Origin of the sequence: Paraconexibacter sp. AEG42_29 (assembly GCF_040581415.1) — a bacterium.
Classification (GTDB): Bacteria; Actinomycetota; Thermoleophilia; order Solirubrobacterales; family Solirubrobacteraceae; genus Paraconexibacter.
This window is the reverse complement of the sequence record NZ_CP114014.1, coordinates 415,852-436,334: the sequence shown is the minus strand read 5'-3', so window position 1 is coordinate 436,334 and position 20,483 is coordinate 415,852. Positions and strand designations below refer to the sequence as shown.

The 20,483-nt window shown below is 73.3% G+C and carries 21 protein-coding genes and 1 riboswitch; of the genes, 10 read left to right on the top strand and 11 right to left on the bottom strand.

The features are described 5' to 3' along the window. Positions 1 to 2 precede the first annotated feature (2 nt). From DSM112329_RS02100 to DSM112329_RS02090, 3 genes are read right to left on the bottom strand one after another with little or no spacing between them, the layout of a single operon-like run. On the bottom strand, positions 3 to 431 hold the full coding sequence (locus DSM112329_RS02100; RefSeq protein ID WP_354700152.1) for a plastocyanin/azurin family copper-binding protein: 429 nt from the start codon (positions 429 to 431) through the stop codon (positions 3 to 5). Between the two features lie 7 nt (positions 432 to 438). After that, the gene (locus DSM112329_RS02095) at positions 439 to 1,779 is read right to left on the bottom strand and encodes a hypothetical protein (protein ID WP_354700151.1); all 1,341 of its coding nucleotides are present in this window, start codon (positions 1,777 to 1,779) and stop codon (positions 439 to 441) included. Between the two features lie 48 nt (positions 1,780 to 1,827). Then, positions 1,828 to 2,475 carry a TetR family transcriptional regulator gene (locus DSM112329_RS02090; protein WP_354700150.1) on the bottom strand — a complete coding sequence of 216 codons (648 nt, stop codon included), beginning with the start codon at positions 2,473 to 2,475 and terminating at the stop codon, positions 1,828 to 1,830. A gap of 30 nt (positions 2,476 to 2,505) precedes the next feature. Between DSM112329_RS02090 and DSM112329_RS02085 the strand changes: the two genes are divergently transcribed. From DSM112329_RS02085 to DSM112329_RS02075, 3 genes are all read left to right on the top strand, one after another. Continuing rightward, positions 2,506 to 2,940 carry a hypothetical protein gene (locus DSM112329_RS02085; protein WP_354700149.1) on the top strand — a complete coding sequence of 145 codons (435 nt, stop codon included), beginning with the start codon at positions 2,506 to 2,508 and terminating at the stop codon, positions 2,938 to 2,940. Between the two features lie 40 nt (positions 2,941 to 2,980). Beyond that, positions 2,981 to 4,585: a sigma-70 family RNA polymerase sigma factor gene (locus DSM112329_RS02080; RefSeq protein WP_354700148.1), complete on the top strand. Its 1,605-nt coding sequence runs from the start codon at positions 2,981 to 2,983 to the stop codon at positions 4,583 to 4,585. Between the two features lie 124 nt (positions 4,586 to 4,709). Beyond that, a riboswitch (cyclic di-GMP riboswitch) is annotated at positions 4,710 to 4,785 on the top strand. A gap of 13 nt (positions 4,786 to 4,798) precedes the next feature. Next, positions 4,799 to 5,833, top strand: coding sequence for a hypothetical protein (locus DSM112329_RS02075; protein ID WP_354700147.1), 1,035 nt, complete (start codon positions 4,799 to 4,801; stop codon positions 5,831 to 5,833). Positions 5,834 to 5,905: 72 nt separating this feature from the next. On the opposite strand, the gene DSM112329_RS02070 is transcribed toward DSM112329_RS02075, so the two are convergent. Further along, complete coding sequence (locus DSM112329_RS02070) at positions 5,906 to 7,096, bottom strand: benzoate/H(+) symporter BenE family transporter (RefSeq protein WP_354700146.1); 1,191 nt, start codon at positions 7,094 to 7,096, stop codon at positions 5,906 to 5,908. Beyond that, a complete protein-coding gene (locus DSM112329_RS02065; RefSeq protein WP_354700145.1) occupies positions 7,093 to 7,659 on the bottom strand; it encodes an XRE family transcriptional regulator in 567 nt (188 codons plus the stop codon). The genes DSM112329_RS02070 and DSM112329_RS02065 overlap by 4 nt, the downstream gene beginning before the upstream one ends. A 133-nt stretch (positions 7,660 to 7,792) precedes the next feature. Here DSM112329_RS02065 and DSM112329_RS02060 point away from each other — a divergent pair, with 133 nt between their 5' ends. Beyond that, entirely contained in the window at positions 7,793 to 8,134 is a 342-nt protein-coding gene (locus DSM112329_RS02060) for a DUF952 domain-containing protein (RefSeq protein ID WP_354700144.1), read from the top strand. A gap of 165 nt (positions 8,135 to 8,299) precedes the next feature. Here DSM112329_RS02060 and DSM112329_RS02055 read toward each other — a convergent pair whose 3' ends face one another. Together DSM112329_RS02055 and DSM112329_RS02050 are read right to left on the bottom strand one after the other, a co-directional pair. Continuing rightward, complete coding sequence (locus tag DSM112329_RS02055) at positions 8,300 to 9,109, bottom strand: DUF2470 domain-containing protein (RefSeq protein ID WP_354700143.1); 810 nt, start codon at positions 9,107 to 9,109, stop codon at positions 8,300 to 8,302. Positions 9,110 to 9,367: 258 nt separating this feature from the next. Further along, entirely contained in the window at positions 9,368 to 10,321 is a 954-nt protein-coding gene (locus tag DSM112329_RS02050; protein ID WP_354700142.1) for an ROK family protein, read from the bottom strand. A gap of 77 nt (positions 10,322 to 10,398) precedes the next feature. On the opposite strand from DSM112329_RS02050, the gene DSM112329_RS02045 reads away from it, so the two are divergent. The 3 genes from DSM112329_RS02045 to DSM112329_RS02035 all read left to right on the top strand — a co-directional run bounded on the left by DSM112329_RS02045 (position 10,399) and on the right by DSM112329_RS02035 (position 13,343). Then, positions 10,399 to 12,411 carry a right-handed parallel beta-helix repeat-containing protein gene (locus DSM112329_RS02045; protein ID WP_354700141.1) on the top strand — a complete coding sequence of 671 codons (2,013 nt, stop codon included), beginning with the start codon at positions 10,399 to 10,401 and terminating at the stop codon, positions 12,409 to 12,411. Between the two features lie 12 nt (positions 12,412 to 12,423). Beyond that, entirely contained in the window at positions 12,424 to 12,840 is a 417-nt protein-coding gene (locus DSM112329_RS02040) for a VOC family protein (protein WP_354700140.1), read from the top strand. A gap of 77 nt (positions 12,841 to 12,917) precedes the next feature. Next, entirely contained in the window at positions 12,918 to 13,343 is a 426-nt protein-coding gene (locus DSM112329_RS02035; RefSeq protein WP_354700139.1) for a DoxX family protein, read from the top strand. 19 nt (positions 13,344 to 13,362) lie between these two features. Here DSM112329_RS02035 and DSM112329_RS02030 read toward each other — a convergent pair whose 3' ends face one another. Next, entirely contained in the window at positions 13,363 to 13,842 is a 480-nt protein-coding gene (locus DSM112329_RS02030; protein ID WP_354700138.1) for a hypothetical protein, read from the bottom strand. A gap of 143 nt (positions 13,843 to 13,985) precedes the next feature. Between DSM112329_RS02030 and DSM112329_RS02025 the strand changes: the two genes are divergently transcribed. Together DSM112329_RS02025 and DSM112329_RS02020 are read left to right on the top strand one after the other, a co-directional pair. Next, entirely contained in the window at positions 13,986 to 14,351 is a 366-nt protein-coding gene (locus tag DSM112329_RS02025; protein WP_354700137.1) for a VOC family protein, read from the top strand. Between the two features lie 63 nt (positions 14,352 to 14,414). After that, the gene (locus DSM112329_RS02020) at positions 14,415 to 17,024 is read left to right on the top strand and encodes an alpha/beta hydrolase fold domain-containing protein (RefSeq protein WP_354700136.1); all 2,610 of its coding nucleotides are present in this window, start codon (positions 14,415 to 14,417) and stop codon (positions 17,022 to 17,024) included. Positions 17,025 to 17,113: 89 nt separating this feature from the next. Here the strand turns inward: DSM112329_RS02020 and DSM112329_RS02015 are convergent, their stop codons facing one another. The 3 genes from DSM112329_RS02015 to DSM112329_RS02005 all read right to left on the bottom strand — a co-directional run bounded on the left by DSM112329_RS02015 (position 17,114) and on the right by DSM112329_RS02005 (position 19,704). After that, positions 17,114 to 18,757, bottom strand: coding sequence for a GMC family oxidoreductase (locus tag DSM112329_RS02015; RefSeq protein WP_354700135.1), 1,644 nt, complete (start codon positions 18,755 to 18,757; stop codon positions 17,114 to 17,116). After that, a complete protein-coding gene (locus DSM112329_RS02010; RefSeq protein WP_354700134.1) occupies positions 18,757 to 19,194 on the bottom strand; it encodes a hypothetical protein in 438 nt (145 codons plus the stop codon). The genes DSM112329_RS02015 and DSM112329_RS02010 overlap by 1 nt, the downstream gene beginning before the upstream one ends. 84 nt (positions 19,195 to 19,278) lie before the next feature. After that, entirely contained in the window at positions 19,279 to 19,704 is a 426-nt protein-coding gene (locus DSM112329_RS02005) for a VOC family protein (RefSeq protein ID WP_354700133.1), read from the bottom strand. Positions 19,705 to 19,761: 57 nt separating this feature from the next. Between DSM112329_RS02005 and DSM112329_RS02000 the strand changes: the two genes are divergently transcribed. Further along, a complete protein-coding gene (locus DSM112329_RS02000) occupies positions 19,762 to 20,469 on the top strand; it encodes an FCD domain-containing protein (RefSeq protein ID WP_354700132.1) in 708 nt (235 codons plus the stop codon). Positions 20,470 to 20,483: the final 14 nt, after the last annotated feature.

The window sequence follows — 20,483 nt, the reverse complement described above, 5'->3', positions numbered from 1 at the left end:
GCTTACTTCTTGACCGTGATGTCCATCGTCATCTCGGTCTCGTGGAACGTGCAGACCAGGTGGTACTTCCCGGGCTTGGTGAACCCGGTCACGGCGTACTTGGCCGGGCCCGCGGCGAACGGCGGCGACTGGAAGGTCGACTTCGTGACCTTCTTGCCGGCGTCGTTGACGTAGGTGAACTTCGCGCCCGACGGCTTCTTCTCGACCTTCACGTCGTGGCTGTCGCCGACGTCCGTCGGCCACTTCCACGTGACGGTCGAGCCGGCGGTGATCGTCAGCTTGGCCGGGCTGTAGTAGTTGTCCTTCATCTCGACCGTCTTCTTGACGGGCTTGGCCTTCTTGGCCGCGCCGTCGGCGGCGACGGTCGGGATCAGGACGCCGGCAGCGACGACCGCCGCCAGCGCTCCGGTGAGGGGGGTGCGGATCTTCATATGCGAGTCAGCCTCCGAGGCCGTCGATGGGCTTGCGGTCGGGGCGCGGCGGGTGCGGGTGCTTCTTCCACGAGTCCTCCTGCCCGGCGGTCTGCGTCAGGTAGCCGGCGACCTCGGCCAGCTGGGCCGGGTCGATGACGTTCTGGGGCGAGGCGCCGCATTTCGGGTAGAGGATGAGGTCCGGCAGCGCGCCCGCGTCGTACGTCGCCCCGGTCGACTGGTTCTCCCAGCAGTTGCCAGAGCCCGCGCCGTCCGCCCACACGTCGGTGCCGTTCGTGTCCTCGAACGGCCCGCCCATGGTGTTGAAGCGGATCTTGTTGTCGCGGTTGGTGGCCACGTCGTAGGTGGGATCGGAGACGGTCATGATCCCCCACTTGAAGTTGCCGAACACCAGGTTGTTCTTGATGTTCCAGCGCGTCGTGCCGAGCAGCACGATGCCGACGCCGGTCGGGTACTGGAAGCCGCCGGTCGCCGCGGGGAGGGGCTTCACGGACGAGCCGGCCTTGAAGTAGTTGAAGTTGTTCCAGTAGACGAGGTTCTCCTGGACGATGCCGTCGGCGGCCGGCGGGAACTTCTCCGACTTCAGCGTGTTGGGCGCGATGCCCGCACCGTTGTTGTAGAACTCGGAATTGCGCAGGTCCACGTACTTCGAGTTCGTGCCGGAGTAGCCGAGCACGTTCTCGTAGCCCTCGAGGTGGTCCAGGATCGTCGGGACCGGCTTGTCCTGGAACGGCGTCTGGCCGACGTAGAACGCGCTGTCGCCGTGGCCGTAGCCGACCGAGTAGGTCATGCGGCCGCCGATGCAGTTGAACGCGTACAGGCCGTAGGCGCGGTTGAAGCCGGCGACCACGTGGTCCATCAGGTAGCCGTTGCAGTTGCGGACGAAGAACCCGTTGGCCGGGTAGTTCTGGGCCGTCATGTTCCGCATCGTCACGTTGTCGGCGCCGTCGACGAAGATGCCGTTCTGCGCCGGGTTGCCGTCAGCACGCTTCGCGCCCTTGCCCTCGAGGACGACCTCCTGCGGCTTCGTGCCGAGGCCGACGATCGAGATCCCGTCCTTCGCGTGGCCGGTGAGGACGACGCCCTCGACGTAGGTCCCCGGCTTGACCTTCACCGTCGCGTTCTTCGCGGCCGCGTCCACAGCCTTCTGGATCGTCGAGTACGGGCAGCCGCGGCGGCAGACGAGCAGCTGCTTCTTCTTCTTCGTCGCGGCCTTCTTGGCGGCGGCCTTCTTCGCCGCTGCCTTCTTCGTCGCGGAACTCGTCGCGGCGGTCGCGACGGCGGTCTGGGTCCCCGAGACCCCGAGCGCCGCACAGATGAGTGCGGTCACCAACGTTGTGCGCTTCACAGCTACTCCTCCAAGAGTGGTACGGCCGTGCCGGTTCTCACCCTTGCATCAGTCGGCTTTCGATGCAACTACGTCGGTCGCCCCGACAACCTGCGCGAACCAGGCCCGCAGGACGGGCGCCATGACGTCATCGGCGAACGCGTCGGGGTCTTGAGCGGTGAGCGCGTGGAGGACGAGCCCGTGGATGAGGGCGACCAGGGCGTGCGCCTCGCGCCGCGGCTCGGCGGCCCCGAGCCGCTCCAGCGCGACCTCGGCCACCTCGCGGAACGCCTGCGGCCAGCCGCGGTGCGTGTCGTCGTCCGGCGTGGTCCTGGCCATCCGCAGGAACAGCTCGAACTCGGCGAACTGCGCCATGCGCTTCTCCCGCAGGAGGTAGCGCTGATAGGCGATCAGCGCCTCGACGCCCTCGTTGATCGACATCGCCCCCGCGGTCGTCACGCCGGTCGCGATCGCGCCGAAGATCGCCGCCTCACGGTCGATGAGGGCCGCCATCGCAGCCTGCATCAGGTCGTCCTTCGAGGAGAAGTAGTAGGTCGTGGCGGCCAGCGGGACCCCGGCCGCGTCGGCCACGCGCCGGTGGGTGACGCCCTCCAGGCCCTCGGCCTCCAGGATCGACAGGGTCGCCTCGACGATCGCCTCACGGCGCTCGACCCCCCGCTGCTGCCGCCGTGGTTCCGTGCCTGACTCGCCCGCCATGCGGCGGGAGTCTGCCATCCTCGGCCCGCGATGCGAGCACGTTCCCGCGCGATCCCCCCCATCCTGGCGGCGCTGGTCGTCGTCGGCGTCGGCGGCTGCGGGGACTCGGACGACCCGGTCGGCACGGCGGGGACCGGGGCCGGGACGGTCCCCGCGACCACTCGCGCGGACGACACCCCGGCCACCGAGACCATCCCGACCGCGGTGTTCACGTTCGGCCCGGACGGGCTCACGCCGGCCGTCGCGCGCGTGAAGCTCGGCCGCGGGCGCGTCGTCGACCTCGAGGTCGTCTCGCTCGACGGGCGCCCGCACGGGGTGGTGGTCGACGCCGGCGGCACCCGGACGCGCGTCGTCGTCACCCCGGGCGCCGCGACGGGCAAGCTCCTGCGGAACGTCGCCCCGGGCCGCTACCGCGTGATCCCCGATGGCGCCGCCGACCCGGCCCTGATGATCGTCGAGAAATGACCTATTGAAGGATTGGGCTCACGGTGCCGATAGATCGCCCGTGGCCCTGCTCGACGAAACCCGCGTCCGTCCCCGCTCCCGCGAGGCGCGCTGGCCGAGCGCGAGCGACGACGCCCTCGTCCGCGGCGCGATCACCGGCGCGGACGGCGCGTTCGACGAGATCTTCGCCCGCTACCACGCCCCGCTCGTGCGGTACTGCCGCGGGATCCTGCTCGACGACGACCTCGCCCAGGACGCCGCGCAGAACGCCCTCGCCGCCGCGCTGCGTGCGCTGCAGGGCGGCCGCTCGACGCCGCAGGCCCTCGGTCCCTGGCTCTACCGCATCGCCCAGCGCGAGGCGTTCGACCTCTCCCGCCGCCGCCGGCAGGACGCCGCGGCCCGGCAGTTCGACGGGCCCGACGGCGAGGAGGCGCTGCTGCAGGTCGCCGCCCCGAACGACGAGCGCGTCCGCGAGCGGCTGCGCGAGCTCGTGGGCGACCTGAGCCGGCTCCCGCTGCGCCAGCGCAGCGCGCTGATGCTGCGCGAGCTCAGCGGCCTGGGCTACGCGGACATCGCGATCGCGCTCGACACCACCCCCGCCGCCGCCCGCCAGTCCGTCCTGGAGGCGCGCACCGCCCTGGTCGACGTCGGCGACGGTCGCCGCGACAGCTGCAGCGACGTGCGCGCCCTGATCGACAGCGGCGACCGCCGCAAGCTGCGTGGCCGCCGCGTGCAGGCGCACCTCTCGGACTGCACCGGGTGCCGCGGCTTCGCCGGGCGCATCGACGACCGCCGCCGTGACCTCGCACTCCTCTTCCCCCTCGCTCCGGCCCTGGCCTCGGGCAGTGGCGCCCTCGCGATCGTGACCGGCGGCGGCGTGGCCGCGGGCGGGGCCGGCGTCGCCGCGGGCGGCTGGTCGCTCGGGCTCGGCAGCCTCGGCAGCGCCGGGGTCGCGAAGTGCGCCGTCGCGTGCACCGCGGCCCTGGTCGGCGTCGGCGCGATCGGCGAGCAGGTCGTCGTCCACCCACCGGCCAAGAAGCCGCGCGTCGAGGTCGTCGCCCAGGCGCCGCAGCCGTCCGGATCCGTGGCGTCGCCCTCGGCGACCGCCGCCCCCACGCCGTCCGCGCGCAAGGTCCGCGCCAAGGCGCCGGCGCGCGCCGCGACCGGCGCAGCCGCGAGCAAGGCGAAGGCCAAGCCCGCGCGGACCTGGTCCGGCGGGAGCGCCGTCGCCGTCCGCATCCCGGCGCGCACGGGCAGCGGTTCCGCGGCCCCGGCCGCCACGTCGACCACCGCGGCCGGCGGCACCGCACCCGCCGACCCCGCCGCACAGGCGACGACGTCCACCCCCGCCGCCGTCAGCACGCCGTCCCCGGCGCCCAGCACGGTCGCCGCGACCCCGGTCTCGATGTCCGGGGGCACGACCAACAAGACCCAGGCCGCGCTCGCCGGCGAGCTGCAGAAGAAGACCAGCGAGGTGGTCGCGCAGCTGACGGCGCAGACCGGCGACGCGGTCAAGAACGTGGTCGAAGGGTCGCTCGCGGTGACGCAGCAGACCTTAAGCGCCGTGCAGAAGACGGTCCAGAACGTGACGAACACGGCGCTGAGCGGGGTCCAGGCCCAGCTCGAAGCGCTGAAGCGGCTGATCCACCCCCAGAGCCAGCCGTAGCTTCCCGTCCGCAGTAGCGCCTACGCGCCACCTGCGGAAAGTTTTCCAAGTAGCACCTCACATCGACGGTGCGCCTCCCCTCTTCACTGGTGAGGCTCATCGCCTCCCCCGGTCAGATCGGCCGGTCGGAAAAAGGCAAACCCGCTGCGAGGCGGGGACGCAAAACCAGGGGCCTGCACGCAGGCCGCCCAGTTACCCACAAGGAGATCCACCATGCCCCGTCGTACCCCCCTCGCCGCGCTCCTCACCAGCGCCGCACTGCTCACCGTGGCCCTGCCGGCCGCCGCCGACGCCGCCCCGAAGGCGACGCAGGCCTCGGTCAGCCAGCACATCGCGAAGGCGCAGTCCGCTGCGAAGAAGGTCACCCGCGCCACCAAGAAGGGCGACGTCGCCGCCGCCCGCAAGGCGCTCAAGACGTCCCGCCACGAGGCCGTCGTCGCGTCCCGCGGCGCCCGCCAGCTGGCCGCCGGCGCCGGCGACAGCACCGCTGCCGCCAAGACCGCGGTCTGGTCGATCACCGCCGCCGCCGGCGCCCTCGGCGAGTCGCTGACGCGCTTCTCGAACCTCGTCCCGACGACCGGCGACGAGAAGCTGCAGAAGCTGCTCGCCGGCTCGCTGCCCGGCACCGCCGCCGGTCACGCGCAGCTCGTCGAGGAGCTCACCGCCCTCGTGAACGAGCTGAGTGGCGGCGCCCAGGCGCTGGCCGCCCAGGCGCTCGCCGCCCTGCAGGCCGCTGCGCCCGTCCAGGTCCAGCAGATCGCGGCGATCGCGGGTATCGACGACCTCCCGGCGCAGGTCGGCACGCTGATCCAGACCGCGCTGTCGACCGCGACGGCCGCGCTGCAGACCGGCCTGACCGAGCTGACGAAGCTCCTCCCGGTCCTCCCGGCCCAGACCGAGGCGCAGATCAGCACCGCGCTCGGCTCCATCACGTCGACGATCCACGAGCTGATCCCGATGCTGACCCAGATCACCGGCGTCGCCATCACGGCCGCGACCAACAGCGTCAAGCAGGCCACCGGCATCTGCCAGAGCCTCCTGAGCGGCCTGCTGGGCGGCTTCCTCGGCGACAACACCCCGGCCGCCGGCACCGAGACCGGCTCCACGGGCGCGGGCAACGCGTCGAGCGGCGGGCTCCTGTCCGGCCTCATCAAGATCCCGCTGAGCCTGCCCTCGGGCATCCTGGGCGGCCTGTCGAGCCTGCTCGGCGGCGGCGGCGGCCTCTTCGGCGGCCTGCTCGGCCGGTAGCCCCTCCGCAGCACCCGGTTCGGCGCGACGCCGCGGCACCTGCCGCGGCGTTCGTCGTTCCGGGGTCGTTCGTCAGGCGCGCTGCTCGGTCGGCATGGCCCGCGCAGCCACACCGCGCTGGACGGCGAACAGCAGTAGGCCCGCGACCAGCCCCCAGAACGGCGCGCTGATCTGGAAGGCGGTGATGCCCGACGCGCTCACGACGAGCGTCGCCACGGCCGCGTCGCGGGTCGCCTCGGTGGCGACGGCCGCCGCCAGCGCGCCCGCCAACGGAGCCAGCAGCGCCAGGCCGGCCACGCACTGCACGAGGACCGGCGGCGCCGAGGACACGAGCGCGACCGCCAGGCCCGCCCCGAGCCCGAGCACCAGGTAGACGACCCCGCCCGCGACCGAGGCGACCCAGCGCCGCTCGGGATCCGGGTGGGCGTCCGGACCGGCCGACAGGGCGGCGGTGATCGCCGCCAGGTTGATCGCGTGGCCGCCGAACGGCGCGGACAGGATCGAGCCCGCCCCGGTGCTGAGCAGCACGGGCCGCAGCGGCGGGCGGTACCCGAACGAGGCGAGGACGGTCATCCCCGTCACGTTCTGCGAGGCCATCGTGACGATGAACAGGGGCAGCGCGATGCCGACGAGCGCGCCCAGCGTGAAGGCCGGCGTGGTGAGCTCGGGCCGGGCGAGCAGCCCGCCGTCGGGGGCGTCGAAGCCGCCGCCCAGCGCGGTCGCGACCGCCGCGGCGACGAGCGCTCCTGGCACGGCCCAGCGGCGGGCCAGGACGACGAGGGCGAGCCACGTCGCCACGACCGGTCCGGCCTGCGCGGGGATCTCGACCACCGCCCGTGCCGGTCCCGCGCAGATGGGGAGCAGGACGCCGGCGAGCATCGCGCTCGCCAGCGGACCGGGGATCGCCGCGATCAGCCGGCCGAGGCGCGCCCACAGGCCGGCGAGGACCGTGAGCCCGCCGGCGATCACGAACGCGCCCACTGCGGCCGGCCAGCCGCCGCCGGGGACGCCGACCGTCGCCAGCAGCGCGGCCCCCGGCGTCGACCAGGCGATGCTCGCCGGGACGCGCAGCCGCAGGCCGATCCCGATCGCGACGATCCCCATGACCACGCACAGCGCCAGCAGGCCGGACGCCGCCTGCGCGTCCGTCGCCCCGACGCCGTTGAGGCCCGTCAGCACGACGGTGAACGAGCTCGCGAAACCGACCAGGGACGCGACGACCCCTGCCGCGACGGGCTGCGCCAGGTCCGCCCGCCGGGTCATGACGCGGGGACGGGGTAGGAGATCCAGTCCAGGACGCGGCTGTCGCGTTCGGCGACGTACCGGTGCGGCGTGTCGGCGGCGAACCACACGGCGTCGCCGGGCTTGAGGGCGACCTCCTCGCCGAGCGGCCCGGCGCGCAGCCGCCCGCTGAGGCAGACGACGACCTCCTCGGTCCCCGGGAGGTGGCCGTCCGACGCCTGCTCGGTCCCGTGGCCGAACGTGATGTCGAACAGCTCGGTGCGCCGTGGCCGGCCGTCGGCGTGCAGCAGGTGGACGGTGCCGGCCGCGGTCGGGAGCGCGTCGCCCGACCCGCTCGGGATCGCCCTGACCCGCGGCGCCACCTCGGCTTCGAGCAGCGCGCTGAGCGGCAGGTCGAGCGCCCGCGCGATGCTGAAGAGCGTCTGCACGGACGGGTTGCCGGCGCCGCTCTCGATCCGGCCGAGGATGGTCTTCGACAGCCCGGTGGCGCGCGCCAGGTCGGCGACCGACAGCGAGCGCGCGGTCCGGTGGTAGCGGACCGCCACGCCGATGCGGGCTGAGAGCTGGGTCGGTTCGTCATCCATAGTGTTCTCCGCGACAACTATAGTTGCCCCCCTTTCGGAGCTGACCCCGGGTTCCCCATCCCCCGCGGTGGTGAAAATCCGGATGACCGCTCGACGGGCCGGCGGCCGGCCGCGGGGCGTAGGGTCGTGCGCCATGCCGCCGATCCTGCACCTCACCCGCACCGGACCGTGGAACGACGCCCAGGGCACCGGGGTCTACCCCGTCCCCGGGCCGGACCCGTTCATCCACTGCTGCCATCCACGGCAGCTGGCCGGGGTGGTCGAGCGCTTCTACCCCGCGCCGAACAACGACGTCCTCGTCCTGACGGTCGACCCGGACGGGCTGCGGTTCGTGGTCGAGCGCGCCGTCGACGTCGGGGACGACTTCCCGCACCTGTACGGCGAGCTCCCGGTGGACGCGGTCACCGACGTGCGGCCGCTGGCCGTGGCGCTGGCGGACGCCGAGTTCGCGGACGACGAGGACGACGAGGACTGACCCGGCGGACGCCTCATCCCGCGTCGATGTGCCAGCACGTGCGCGGGTGGCATGTGGTGGCACATCGAGCGCGTGTCCGCAGAGGGCGGCACCCGGCCGGCCGGGTGCCGCCGCGGGTGCGGGCGCGGCCGCGGGTGTGGCGAGCAGGCTCCTGTCAGCAGGCGCTCAGCCCGCGAGCGCGCGGGCGCGGTGCGTCAGCTCGACCGTCGCGGCGCGGAGGCCGCGGGCGTCGTCGAGCGGCTCCGCGTAGCCGGCGCGCGTCACCGCGTACCCCCGCGGGGTGACGACGCGCAGGTCCAGCCCGTAGCGATCGGCGCCCGTGCACGAGGCCTCGGTGGCGTCCGGGAACCCGCCCAGCTGCTGCGCCATGACGAGCAGCGCGTCGGCGTGGTCCTCGTTCAGGTGCTGGACCGCGTAGGCGGCGCCCGGCTTGACCGGGTCCGGCCGGGCCGCCGCGTAGGACGCCGCGTCCGCCGAGTCCATCCGGCCGTAGCCCCCGACCCAGCGCACCCGCTGCACGCGCAGCACCCAGAGCGAGAAGTCCGTGAAGTCGATGTAGACGTTCGCGGCGGGAACCGCGGCGAGGTGGGCCTCGCGGGCAGCCGCCAGCTCGTCGCCGGCCGGGCGCTCGACGGCACCGGCCAGGGTCACCCGCGCGCTGGCGAGCGGGTCGCCCGGCGGGTCGGGCTGGACGATCGCCACGCTCGCGCGCGGGTCGTCCGCGAGGTTGCGGCCGTGCTCGGCCATCCGCGACACGCACAGCACGGGCGCACCGTCGGGAAGGACGCCGTAGGTCACGAACGACGCCCACGGTTCGCCGTCGCCGGTGAGCGATGCCAGCGTCGCCACGTTGGTCCCGGCGGCGAGCGTCCGCGCCTCTTCGGCCGGCGACGGGCGCCGGTCGTCGGCGACGGGGGTCAGCGGCGGCGGGACGGTCGGCGCGTCGCCGGGGTCCCCATGGTCGGTCGGGCTCACGTCCGCAAGGGTACGGCCCCGCCACCGACGGCCGGTTCTCCCGTCGTATGACGCGGGGAAACCGACGTTCGGTGCCGCCGTCCGCCCATCCCCCCTCCGACCGTCCGTCTCCCCGTCCCAGGACGCGGGGAAACCGACGCTCGCGACCTGCTGAGCGGGCGCGGCGCCGGCTGAGGCGATTTTGCGGCTTGGCTCGCCATCAGGTCGAAGACCGGCGCGTCGGGACACGCGGCACCGGAGCTTCCGGCGGCCGGCCGGTCAGGCGACCAGCAGCGCGGCACCGATCGCACCGCCGAGGTCGCCGAGCGCCGCGACCTCCAGGACCGGGGGGTCCTGGTCGCTGAACAGGTGCGGTGCCATCGCCTCGCGCAGCCGTGGCATGAACGTCTCCCCGAACCGCACGCCCATCCCGCCACCGAGCACGATCGCCTCGACATCCAGCACGTTGACGGTCGACGCGACGCCAACCCCGAGGGCCGCGATGGCCTCCTCGATCAGCTCCTCGGCGAGGTGGTCCCCGGCCTCCAGGGCCCGCGCCCAGATCCCGCTCGTCAGCCGCGGGCGCCCGTGCTCCTCCATCAGCTTGAACAGCTTCGTGCGGTCGCCCTTCTCCACGCGGCGCCGGGCGTGTGCCTCCATCGCCGAGCGCCCGGCGTAGGCCTCCATGCAGCCCTTGCGCCCGCAGGGGCAGCGGCGGCCGCCACGCTCGACCACGACGTGCCCGATCTCGCCGGCGGCCCCGCGGCCGAACCACGGCGCGTCGTTCAGGACGATGCCGCCGCCGACGCCGGTCCCCCAGAAGACCCCGAGCAGCGAGCTGTAGGGCCGGCCGGTGCCGAGGCGGAACTCGGCCTCGGTCGCGACGTTGACGTCGTTGCCGAGCGCGACGCGTGGCCCGAGCGCCGTCTGGAGCGCCCCCGCCAGGGCGAACGTCCCGGACCAGCCCGGCAGGTTCCCCGCGGCGCTGACCGTGCCGGCCGCGGCGTCGACGCCGCCCGGCGAGCCCGCACCGATCGCCGCCAGGTCCGACGGCGCGACGCCGGCCGCGTCCGCCGCGTCGGTCAGCGCCGCCGCCATCGCGTCGGCGACGTCCTGCGGCCCGCCCGTCACCGGGGTGGGCCGGCGCGCCTGCCCGCGCACGGCGTGATCTGCGTCCACCACGACCGCCTGGATCTTGGTGCCGCCGAGGTCGATCCCGCCACGTAGCGTCATCCCGGCATCCTGGCGGGTGTCCGCCGGACCCACAAGACCGGTTGAGCGCCCGCTCCCGGCTGCCGATACCGGGCGGTGTGCGTCCGCTCGCCATCCTCACCGCGACGATCACCGTCGCGGCCCTCGGCAGCACGGCCCCGGTCGCGACGGGCGCGCCGGCCACCCGCACGGTGAAGGTCGTCCGGGTCAGCGACAGCGGGGCGATCACCGTGCAGCAGCGCGGCCGCCGGACCGTGGTGCGGCTGAAGGGCGTACGACGGCCGGCCGCCGGCGGCTGCCGGGACCTCGAGGGGGTCGGCGCGCTGCGCAGCCTGCTCGTCGGGCGCACGCTCGTCCTGCGCGGCCCGGCCGGGGCCGTCACCGCGCGGCGGGCCGGGAAGGACGTCGCGGCCACGGTCCTGCGTCGCGGCCTCCTGCTGCCGGCCGCTTCGCCCGGAAAGGCCCTCGCGGTCGCGGCGGCTGCGGCCAGGCGGGCCCGCCGCGGGGTGTACAGCTGCAGCTCCGGGGCCGGCGACGGATCCCAGGGCGGCGGTGCTCCCGGCGCCCCGGGTCCCGGCGCGGGCACTGGCACAGGACCCGGGTCCGGCGGGACGACGAGCGGACCAGGCCCCGGCGCGGCCGGCGGCGGAACCACCCAGCCCCCGGGCACCACCACCATCCCGGCGGGCACGCTGACCGACGGCGCCTACGCGATCGGCACCGTCGACGTCGCGGACATCTGGGTCGACCCGGTCAGCGGTTCCGACGGCGCGAGCGGCGACAGCACGCATCCCGTCCGGCGGCTCGCCGAGGCCTGGGCGCGGATCCCGCAGGGCAGGCCGCTGACCCGCGGCGTCCGCATCCGCATCCGTCCCGGCACCGTCACCGCCGCGGACGCTCCGAACTTCTGGGAGGACCGCCAAGGGACGGCCCGGCACCCGGTGATCGTCCAGGCCGAGAGCGGCCCGGACTCCGTCGTCCTGCCCTCGATCAACGCCAAGGGCCTCTCCTACATCTACTTCCTACGGGTCCGCATCGACAGCCGCTTCGACCCGCTCCACTGCGAGGCCTGCGATCACCTCCTGCTGCGCGACAGCGTCGTCCGCGGCCGTGCGCCGGCGTCGGGCGACGTGCAGGAGGCGCTCAAGGTCAACCAGTCCACGAACGTCTTCGTCGAGTCGAGCGCGATCAGTGGTGCCTCGGACAACGCGCTCGACTTCGTCGCAGTCCAGGGCGGTCACCTCCTGGGCAACACGATCGGGGACGCCGGCGACTGGTGCGGGTACGTCAAGGGCGGCTCCGCCGGGCTGCTCGTCGCCCGCAACGTCTTCACCGGCTGCGGGACGGGCGGCTTCACGGCCGGGCAGGGCACGGGCTTCCAGTTCATGACGGCGCCGTTCATCCACCACGAGGCGTCCGGCGTCGCGATCGTGAACAACCTCGTCACCGACGTGGAGGGCGCCGGCATCGGCGTCAACGGCGGCCTGCGGATCCTCGTCGCCCACAACACCGTCTCCAACGCCGGCCGCCGGGGCCACGCGCTCGAGGCGGCCTACGGGCTGCGGTCCTGCGACGGGCAGCCCGGCGAGCCGGACCGCGCCGGCTGCCAGGCGAACCTGGACGCCGGCGGCTGGGGGACGACCCGCGTCGACGACGGCACGAACGCCGTCCGGATCCCGAACCGCCACGTCTGGTTCCTGAACAACATCGTGCTCGACCGCGGCACCGGGGCAGACGAGCACGTGCACGTCGACGGGCCCTTCTCCGGCACAGCCCAGGCCGGCTCCGGGCTCGGCGCGGTCCGGGCGGACGAGGACCTGCGCTTCGCCGGCAACGTGCTCTTCTACGGCCCCGCGGACCTTCCCTCGGGGGCCCCCGACGACGCGGCGTTCCGGGCGGCGAACACCGTCAACACGACGGCGCCGCAGCTGGTCGATCCGGCGGCGGGCGACCTGCGACCGGCGCCAGGCTACGACCCGGTCGGCGTCGACGTCCCGGCCTTCGGACCGTGGGACGGTCCCGCCGGCGAGCCCGAGCTGACCGCGGTGCCCGACCTGACGAGGACCTTCGACGGTCGCCCGCGGACGGGGACGAGGCCCGGGGCGTACTGACACGATGAGCGGATGAGCGTTCCTGAGCAGCTCGCGCCGTCCGGCCTCCACGAGGCGGTCCTCTACGCCGACGACCTGCCCGCGGCGTCGGCGTTCTACCGGGACGTCGTCGGCCTGCGGATCGTCCTCGGACCGACCCCGATGCTGACTGCGCTGCGGGTCGACGCCGGCAGCGTCGTCCTGCTGTTCGATCCCGAGCGGGCACTGGAGGCCGGTCGTGACGTCCCGAGCCACGGCACACGCGGCCCCGGCCACATCGCGTTCACCGTCGACGACGCAGCGCTGACGGCCGTGCTGGGACGCTGCGCGGCGCACGATGTTCCCGTCGAACGCGAGATCCGGTGGGAGCGCGGCGGCCGGTCCGTCTACGTCCGCGACCCGGCCGGCAACTCGGTCGAGTTCGTGGTCGGCGAGATCTGGGCGCCGTAGGGAGGGACCCGGCGACGGCCGAGGTCCCGCGCCCGGTACGGTCCGCTCGTCACCGACCGCAGCAGGGGATTCGCACCATGGACGTCATCGAGCTCGCCGGGCGCCTGCTGTTCGCCAGCGCCTTCCTCATCTCGCCTTCCGGGGTCTTCGCGCAGGCGCCGCGCCTGGCCGGGTCGCCGATGATGCGCAAGTACCCGACCGGGCTGGCCATCGCGATGGTCCGCCTGTCGTGCGCGTTCTCGATGGGCGGCGCCGTCCTCGTCGGCCTCGGGCTGTTCCCGGACCTCGGTGCGCTGCTGATCCTGGGCTTCCTGGTCCCGGTCACGCTGACGATGCACCGGTTCTGGGAGGTCGAGCCCGGCCTGCCGCGCAAGCAGAAGCGCGACCAGTTCCTGTCGAACGCGAGCCTCGCCGGCGGTGCGCTGCTGCTTTTCGCCTTCATGAACCAGGCGCAGGACGTCGGCCTCGGCGTCCTGTCCGACCCGCTGTTCGGGCGCCTCTGAGCGAGGCGCCCGAGCGGCGTTACGAGCCCTGGATCGTCGCGGTGCCCGTGGCGGGCAGGAACGCCGGCAGCGGGCGGCAACCCGGCACGCTGGCGAACGGGACGGGCAGGAACTGCACGTTCGTCGCGCGGCCCTTGCCGTCGGTCTTGAGGTAGATGTAGATCCCGGCGCCGACCATCGAGAGCAGCGACGGGGTGCTCCTCTCGATCGGGTAGAAGAGCCCGACGCTGTTGCCGCGGACGTCGAGGCACGTCACCGGCCCGTGGAGGTCCATCAAGGCGAGCGGGCCGACCTTGGTCTCCGCGTCGAACGTCCCGGTCGACTGGTTCGAGCGCGTGCCTGCTGCGCGATTCGCGGTCACCTTCAGCTTGAACGGTCCGCTGGTGACCTCCGCGACCACGGACTGCTCGCCCGCGGCATGCGCGGCCGTCCCGCCGGCGCCCATCGCGATCACCGTCGCCAGTGCCGCCACCGTCCATCGCCGTGCTGTGCGCTGCATTTCGCTGCTCCCTGTCTGGTTTGACCCGCCGTGCGGACATGCGCGACGCAGGGCGCCGGCGGATCACTCTCTACCCGCGCCGCAGCGCAGCGACGCAGACACGCCGGGTTTCGGCGCGTTGGCGCGTGTGGAAGGCTCCGCGCATGACCGACATCGAGCGACTGGACTTCCTGGGCATCCCGACGCAGGACCTCGAGCGATCGCGCGCCTTCTACCGCGAGACGCTGGGGCTGCGGCCGGACGAGCACGGCGAGTGGGAGAGCTGGGCGGGCGACACGTGCTTCGCCATCTGGGCTCCCGAGACCCTCGGCCGCGAGTTCGTCGCCCAGAAGGGCAACCCGCTCCCGCTGCGGGTCGCCGACGTCGCCGCGTCGCGCGCGGCGCTCGAGGCGAAGGGCGTCACCTTCTTCGGCCCGACCATCGACACCGGCGTCTGCCACATGGCGTTCTTCGCCGATCCGGACGGGAACGAGCTCATGCTCCACCGGCGGTACGCGCCGTACGAGTGACCGCACGCACCGTGCGTGCCACATAGGGTCGCTATTCCCGCGCGCTTCTGCGCAGAATCGGCCATGGCCGCCACTACGGATGTTGACGTCGTCGTCGTCGGTGCCGGGTTCGCTGGGCTGTACTCGACGCACCGGTTCCGCAACCTGCTCGGGCTGCGGGTCCAGTCGTTCGAGGCCGGCTCGGGGCCCGGAGGCACCTGGTACTGGAACCGCTACCCGGGGGCGCGCTGCGACTTCGAGAGCGTCCACTACTCGTACTCCTTCGACGCGGACCTGCAGCAGGAGTGGAAGTGGAGCGAGCGCTTCTCGGCCCAGCCCGAGATCCTGCGCTACCTCGAGCACGTCGCGGACCGCTTCGACCTGCGCCGCAGCTACGCGTTCGACACCCGCGTCACCTCGATGGTCTGGGACGACGACGGCGCGTTCTGGACCGTCGGCACCGACACCGGCCAGACCCTCACCACCCGCTTCGTCGTGTCGGCCGCCGGCAACGTGTCCGTCCCGAAGGAGAACGAGTTCCCCGGGCAGGAGCAATTCGGCGGAGAGGTGATCCGCACCAGCGCGTGGCCGCACGAGGGCGTCGACCTACGCGGCAAGCGGGTGGGCGTCATCGGCACCGGCGCGACGGGCATCCAGCTCATCCCGATCATCGCCGAGCAGGCCGAGCACGTGACGGTCTTCCAGCGGACCCCGAACTTCGCCTGCCCGCTCGGCAACCGGCCGAACGACCCCGACGAGTGGGCGGAGCAGGTCGCGCAGTACCCGGCGCTGCGCGAGGCGTCGCGCAACAACTTCCTCGGCGCGCCGTATCCGCCCGCCGAGCCATCGGCGCTGCTCGCCACCCCGGAGGAGCGGCGCGAGGTCTACGACCGGTTCTACGAGGGCGGCGGCTTCCGGATGGTGATCTCCACCTACGGCGACCTGCTCTTCAGCAAGGAGGCGAACGACACCGTCTCGGACTACATCCGCGAGCAGATCCGTGCCCGCGTGGACGATCCCGCCGTCGCCGACCTGCTGTGCCCGACCGACCATCCGTACGCGACCAAGCGCGCGCCGTTCGAGACCGACTACTTCGAGGCGTTCAACCGCGATGACGTCACGCTCGTGGACGCGCGGTCGGCGCCGATCGCGGAGATCACGCCCGACGGCATCCGGACGGCGGACGACAGCTACGAGCTGGACGTCATCGTCCTGGCCACGGGGTTCGACGCGTTCACCGGCTCCCTCATGAACATGGGCATCGTCGGACGGGACGGCGAGACGCTGCGCGAGCACTGGGCGGCGGGGCCGCGCACCTACCTCGGCATCGCGGTGCACGGCTTCCCGAACCTGTTCACGATCACCGGGCCGCAGAGCGCCGTCGCGCTGTACAACAACCCGCTCGCGATCGAGGACCACGTCGAGTTCGCCTCCGACGCCGTCGAGGCGCTGCTGGAGCGCGGCGCCACGACGCTGGAGCCCACGGCGGCCAGTGAGGAGCAGTGGAAGACGCTCGTCGACGGCATCGCGAACATGACCCTCCTGCCCCAGGCGAACTCCTGGTACATGGGCGCGAACATCCCCGGCAAGCCGCGGAGCGTGCTGTTCTTCGCCGGCGGCGCGCCGCTGTACCGGGCCATCTGCGCCGAGGTCGAGGCGACCGGCTACGGCGGGTTCGCGGTCGATGCCGGCGCGTCGCCCGTCCCGAACACGGTGATCCTCGACCCCGGCGTGGCCCTCGTCCTCGGCGCGATGCTGACGCAGGGTGCGCGGCCCCTGGAGGAGCTGACCGTGCCCGAGGCCCGCGAGGCGCTCGAGGGGTTCCGGCTGCTGCAGCTGCCGCCGCGCGACGCGGTCGACGTCACCACGACGACCTATCCGTCCGCGGGCGGGCCGCGGGAGGCGCGCATCTACGTCCCGGCGGGCGCGACCGGCGCGCCGCTGCCGGTGGTCGTCTTCTTCCACCCCGGCGGCTGGGTGGGCGGGTCGCTCGACATGTCGCACGAGCCGTGCACCGCACTGGCCGAGGACCTGGGCGCGATCGTGGTCTCACCGAGCTACCGCCTCGCGCCGGAGGACCCGTTCCCCGCGGCGACCGACGACACCTACGCCGCGCTGTGCTGGGTCGCGGAGACGATCGCGGCACATGGCGGCGACCCGGCCCGGATCGCGGTCGCGGGCGAGAGCTCGGGCGGGAACCTGGCAGCCGTCGCCGCACAGCGCGCCCGCGACGAGGACGGGCCGGCGCTCGTCGCGCAGGTGCTGATCTACCCGCCGATCGATCCGGACGCCGACACCCCGTCGCGAACGCAGTTCGCGGCCGGCCCGATCCTGGGCGGCGCCGCCGTCGCGAACCTCTGGGGTGCGTACCTGGGCGCCGATCCGGCGCATCGGTCGTCGCCGCTCGCCGCGCCGAACCGGGCGACATCGCTCGCCGGGCTGGCGCCGGCGCTCGTCCTCACGGTCGAAGCCGACCTGACGCGGGACGAGGCGGAGGCCTACGGCGCGCAGCTGGCGGCGGCCGGCGTCCCGACCGATGTGGTCCGCATCGACGGCCTGGTTCACGCGTCGCTGAACATGTCGGCCTACGTGCCGCGCAGCCGCGAGCTCTACGACGCGATCGCGGCGTTCCTGGCGCCGCGGTTCGCGACCGGGTCGACGGCGACGCCGGCCGACTCGGGCGTCCCGGCCTGACGGGTCGGGCGCGACGACGCGGTCGATGTGCCGGCAGGCGCCGATACGGCGCCTGGTGGCACATCGAGTCGCGGGTTACGGCGTCCGGATCACAGCGTGCCGCTACGGATGCGGCCGCCCAGGTGCTCAGCCTGGCGGATCGCCAGCGCGACGATCGTCAGGGTCGGGTTCGCGGCCGCGCCTGTCGTGAAGACCGACCCGTCCGAGACGAACAGGTTCGGCACGTCGTGCGCCTGGCCCCACTCGTTCACGACGCCGTCCTGCGGCCGGGCGCTCATGCGACAGGTGCCGAGGTTGTGGGTCGACGGGTACGGCGGGGTCTTCGTCGCCGCCTGCGCCCCGACCGACTCGTAGAGCTCGCGCCCCTTGCGCCACGCGTACTCGCGCATCGCGACGTCGTTGGCATGGTCGTCGAAGTGGACGTTCGGCGCAGGCAGGCCGTGCTGGTCGGAGACGTCCCGGTTCAGCGTGACGCGGTTCGTCTCCTGCGGCATGTCCTCCCCGACGATCCACATGCCCGCGGTGTTTGCGTAGGCGTCCATCGTCGCGGTGAAGTCCGGCCCCCATCCGCCCGGGTCGACGAACGCGGCCAGGAACGGCACGCCGAGCGACAGCGTCTCCATGTAGTACCCGCCGGCGAACCCGCGGCCGTCGTCGTGCGCGGACTCGTCGGCGACGACCCCGGCCATGGTCTCCCCGCGGTACATGTTCACGGGCTTCGGGAAGCGCGCGTAGACGGACGCCGTCAGGTGCCGCATGTAGTTGCGGCCGACCTGCCCGGACGAGTTCGCCAGGCCGTCCTCGTGACCGCGGCAGGCGGACAGCAGCAGCAGCCGCGCGGACTCGATCGCGTTCCCCGCGACGCACACGGCCTTCGCCGCCTGACGCTGCAGGCCACCGTCGCCGTCGACGTAGACCACGCCGTTCGCGCGTCCCGCCGCGTCGAGGGTGACCTGCACGACGTGGGAGTCCGGGCGCAGGTCGAGGTTGCCCGTCGCGGCGGCCTTCGGCAGGTCGGACACGAGCGTCGACCACTTCGAGCCCTGCTTGTCGCCCTGGAAGTTGAACCCGTCCTGCGCAGTCGCCGGGCGGCCGTCGTACTCCTCGGCGTTCGTGGCGTACGGGCCGGTGGCGACATCGGTGTACCCGACGCCCTTCGCCCCGTTGGCCATCACCGTGTAGTTGTTGTTCGCCGGCAGCGGCTTGCGGCCGTGCACATGCGTCACGCCCATCTTGACCTCGGCCTTGTCGTAGTACGGCGCGAGGTCGTCGAGGCCGATCGGCCAGTCGAGCAGGTTCGCGCCGTCGATCCCGCCGCCGTAGGTCTCCCTCGCGCGGAACTCGTACTCCTTGAACCGCGGGCAGGCGCCGGCCCAGTGCGTCGACGTGCCGCCGACTGCCTTGACGGTCCAGGCCGGCAGGTGGGGGAAGTCCTTGGCGACGCGCCACGACCCGGACGTCGTCCGCGCGTCGAGCCACGCCATCTGGTTGAACGCGGGCCACTCGTCCTGGTGGTAGTCGTCCGCGGTCAGGTGCGGTCCGGCCTCCAGGACGACCACGCGCACGCCCTGCTGGCAGAGCTCGTTCGCGATCGTGCCGCCGCCGGCCCCCGAGCCGACCACGACAACCACGTCGTTGTCGTCGTGCGGGAAGTGGTTCCCGCTCTGCGCCGCCTGCCCGAGCTTCTGGCCCGGTGCCGACGCGCCGTTGCTCGCTCCGCTGCGCCCGGACATCAGCGCTGCTCCCCCACGCTCGCGGCCGGCAGCCAGTCCAGGTCATCGAAGCCGCGCCCCAGGTACCCGCCCTGCGAGAACGACTCGCCCTCGTAGCCGAGCAGCGCCCAGACCTCGCGGTCGTCGTAGAGCGTCGTGACGACCTTCCCCTGGACGAAGGCGAAGAACGGGGTGCCCTCGAGGCCCCGCAGGACCTCCAGCGCGCGATCGTCGTCGAGCGCCGCGAAGCCCCCGTCGCCGGCCGCGGCGTCGAGGTCGACCAGGCCCTGGTCGACCGACGCCGCACTGCGGGCGTCCTCCGCAGCGCCGGCGAGGACGGCCTCGGCCGAGCGCTCGTAGGGGCCGTCGGGGAACTGGGCGTGGGGGAACATCACCCGGATGACGCGGGTGATCGTGGCGTGCCTGACCTGGGCATCAGCCGGGACGGTGGTGGCCATCGGTATCTCTCCTGGACGTGGGGACCGTGCAGCCGACACTCTCAGATGTCTGCTGGTCTGACAAGCTGCAACCTGCCGCCGGCGTTATGCCTCCGACGGATGCGGTCCGTCCTGGGGCGTCGCGAAGTGCTCGCCCTCGATGATCTCGATGCGGTAGCCATCGGGGTCCGCGACGAAGACGATCCGCGGCAGGTCGTCGCGGCCGCCGGGGTGGAACGGCGGCTTCTCGGGCTCGACGCCCAGGGCGGCCAGGGTCGCCAGGATCGCGTCGAGGTCGGGGTGGGTGACGGCGACGTGGTTGTAGCCATCGCCGAGGTCGTACGGGTCGGTGCGCCCCACGTTCACCGTCAGCTCGAGCGTGTCGCCCCCACCCGGGAGGCCCATGTAGACGTTGTAGGCCGAGTCGAAGTTGAGCTGCCCGCGCCGCTCGAAGCCGAGCGCCTCGTAGAAGCGGATCGAGGCCGCCGGGTCGACGACGCGGACGCAGGTGTGCACGAGGATGGAGGTCATGCCCCGAGTCTGGCAGCTGGTCTGACCAACAGGCAAGCCGTCCGGTAGGCTCGCGACATGGACTTCACCGAGGTGGTTCGTCGTCCGGCCTACGAGCAGGTCGCGGAGCAGCTCCGCGAGGCGATCCTCTCGGGCAGCATGCCCGCCGGCAGCGAGCTGCCGTCCGAGCGCGAGCTCACCGACAGCTTCGGCGTCGCCCGCACCACGGTCCGCGAGGCGCTGCGTGCGCTGCAGGCGCAGGGACTCGCGATCGCCGACCGGCCCACCTCCCCGTTGCGCGTCGCCCGCGCCGCCGAGCTGTCGGCCGGCCCGGCGCGGGATGCCTTCGTCCACCTCCTGCGCCTGGGGGCAGCGCCGCTCAGCGACCTCGTCGAGCTGCGCTGCGCGCTGGAGGGTGCCGCCGTCGGCGCGGCCGCACGGCAGCGACGGGTGGTGCTGGACGACGCGCGCGCCGAGGTCGAGGTCATGCGCGGGATCACGGACGACGTCGAGGCGTTCGAGGAGGCCGACGTGCGGTTCCACCTCGCCCTCGTCGCGGCCTCCGGCAACGAGGCGCTGCACCTGGTGATGCTCGCCGTCCGCGAGCCCGTCGGGGTCCACCTGCTCGCCAGCCTGCGGGCGCTCGGGGACCCGGTCCCGGTCCTGCGGCGGCTGACGCGGGAGCACGCGAAGATCGTCGAGGCGATCGAGGCCCACGACGGCACCCTCGCGGCCGAGCGGGTCGCCGCCCACATCCGCGGCCTCTACAAGCGCAGCCTGGGATGAGTACCGGAGGACTC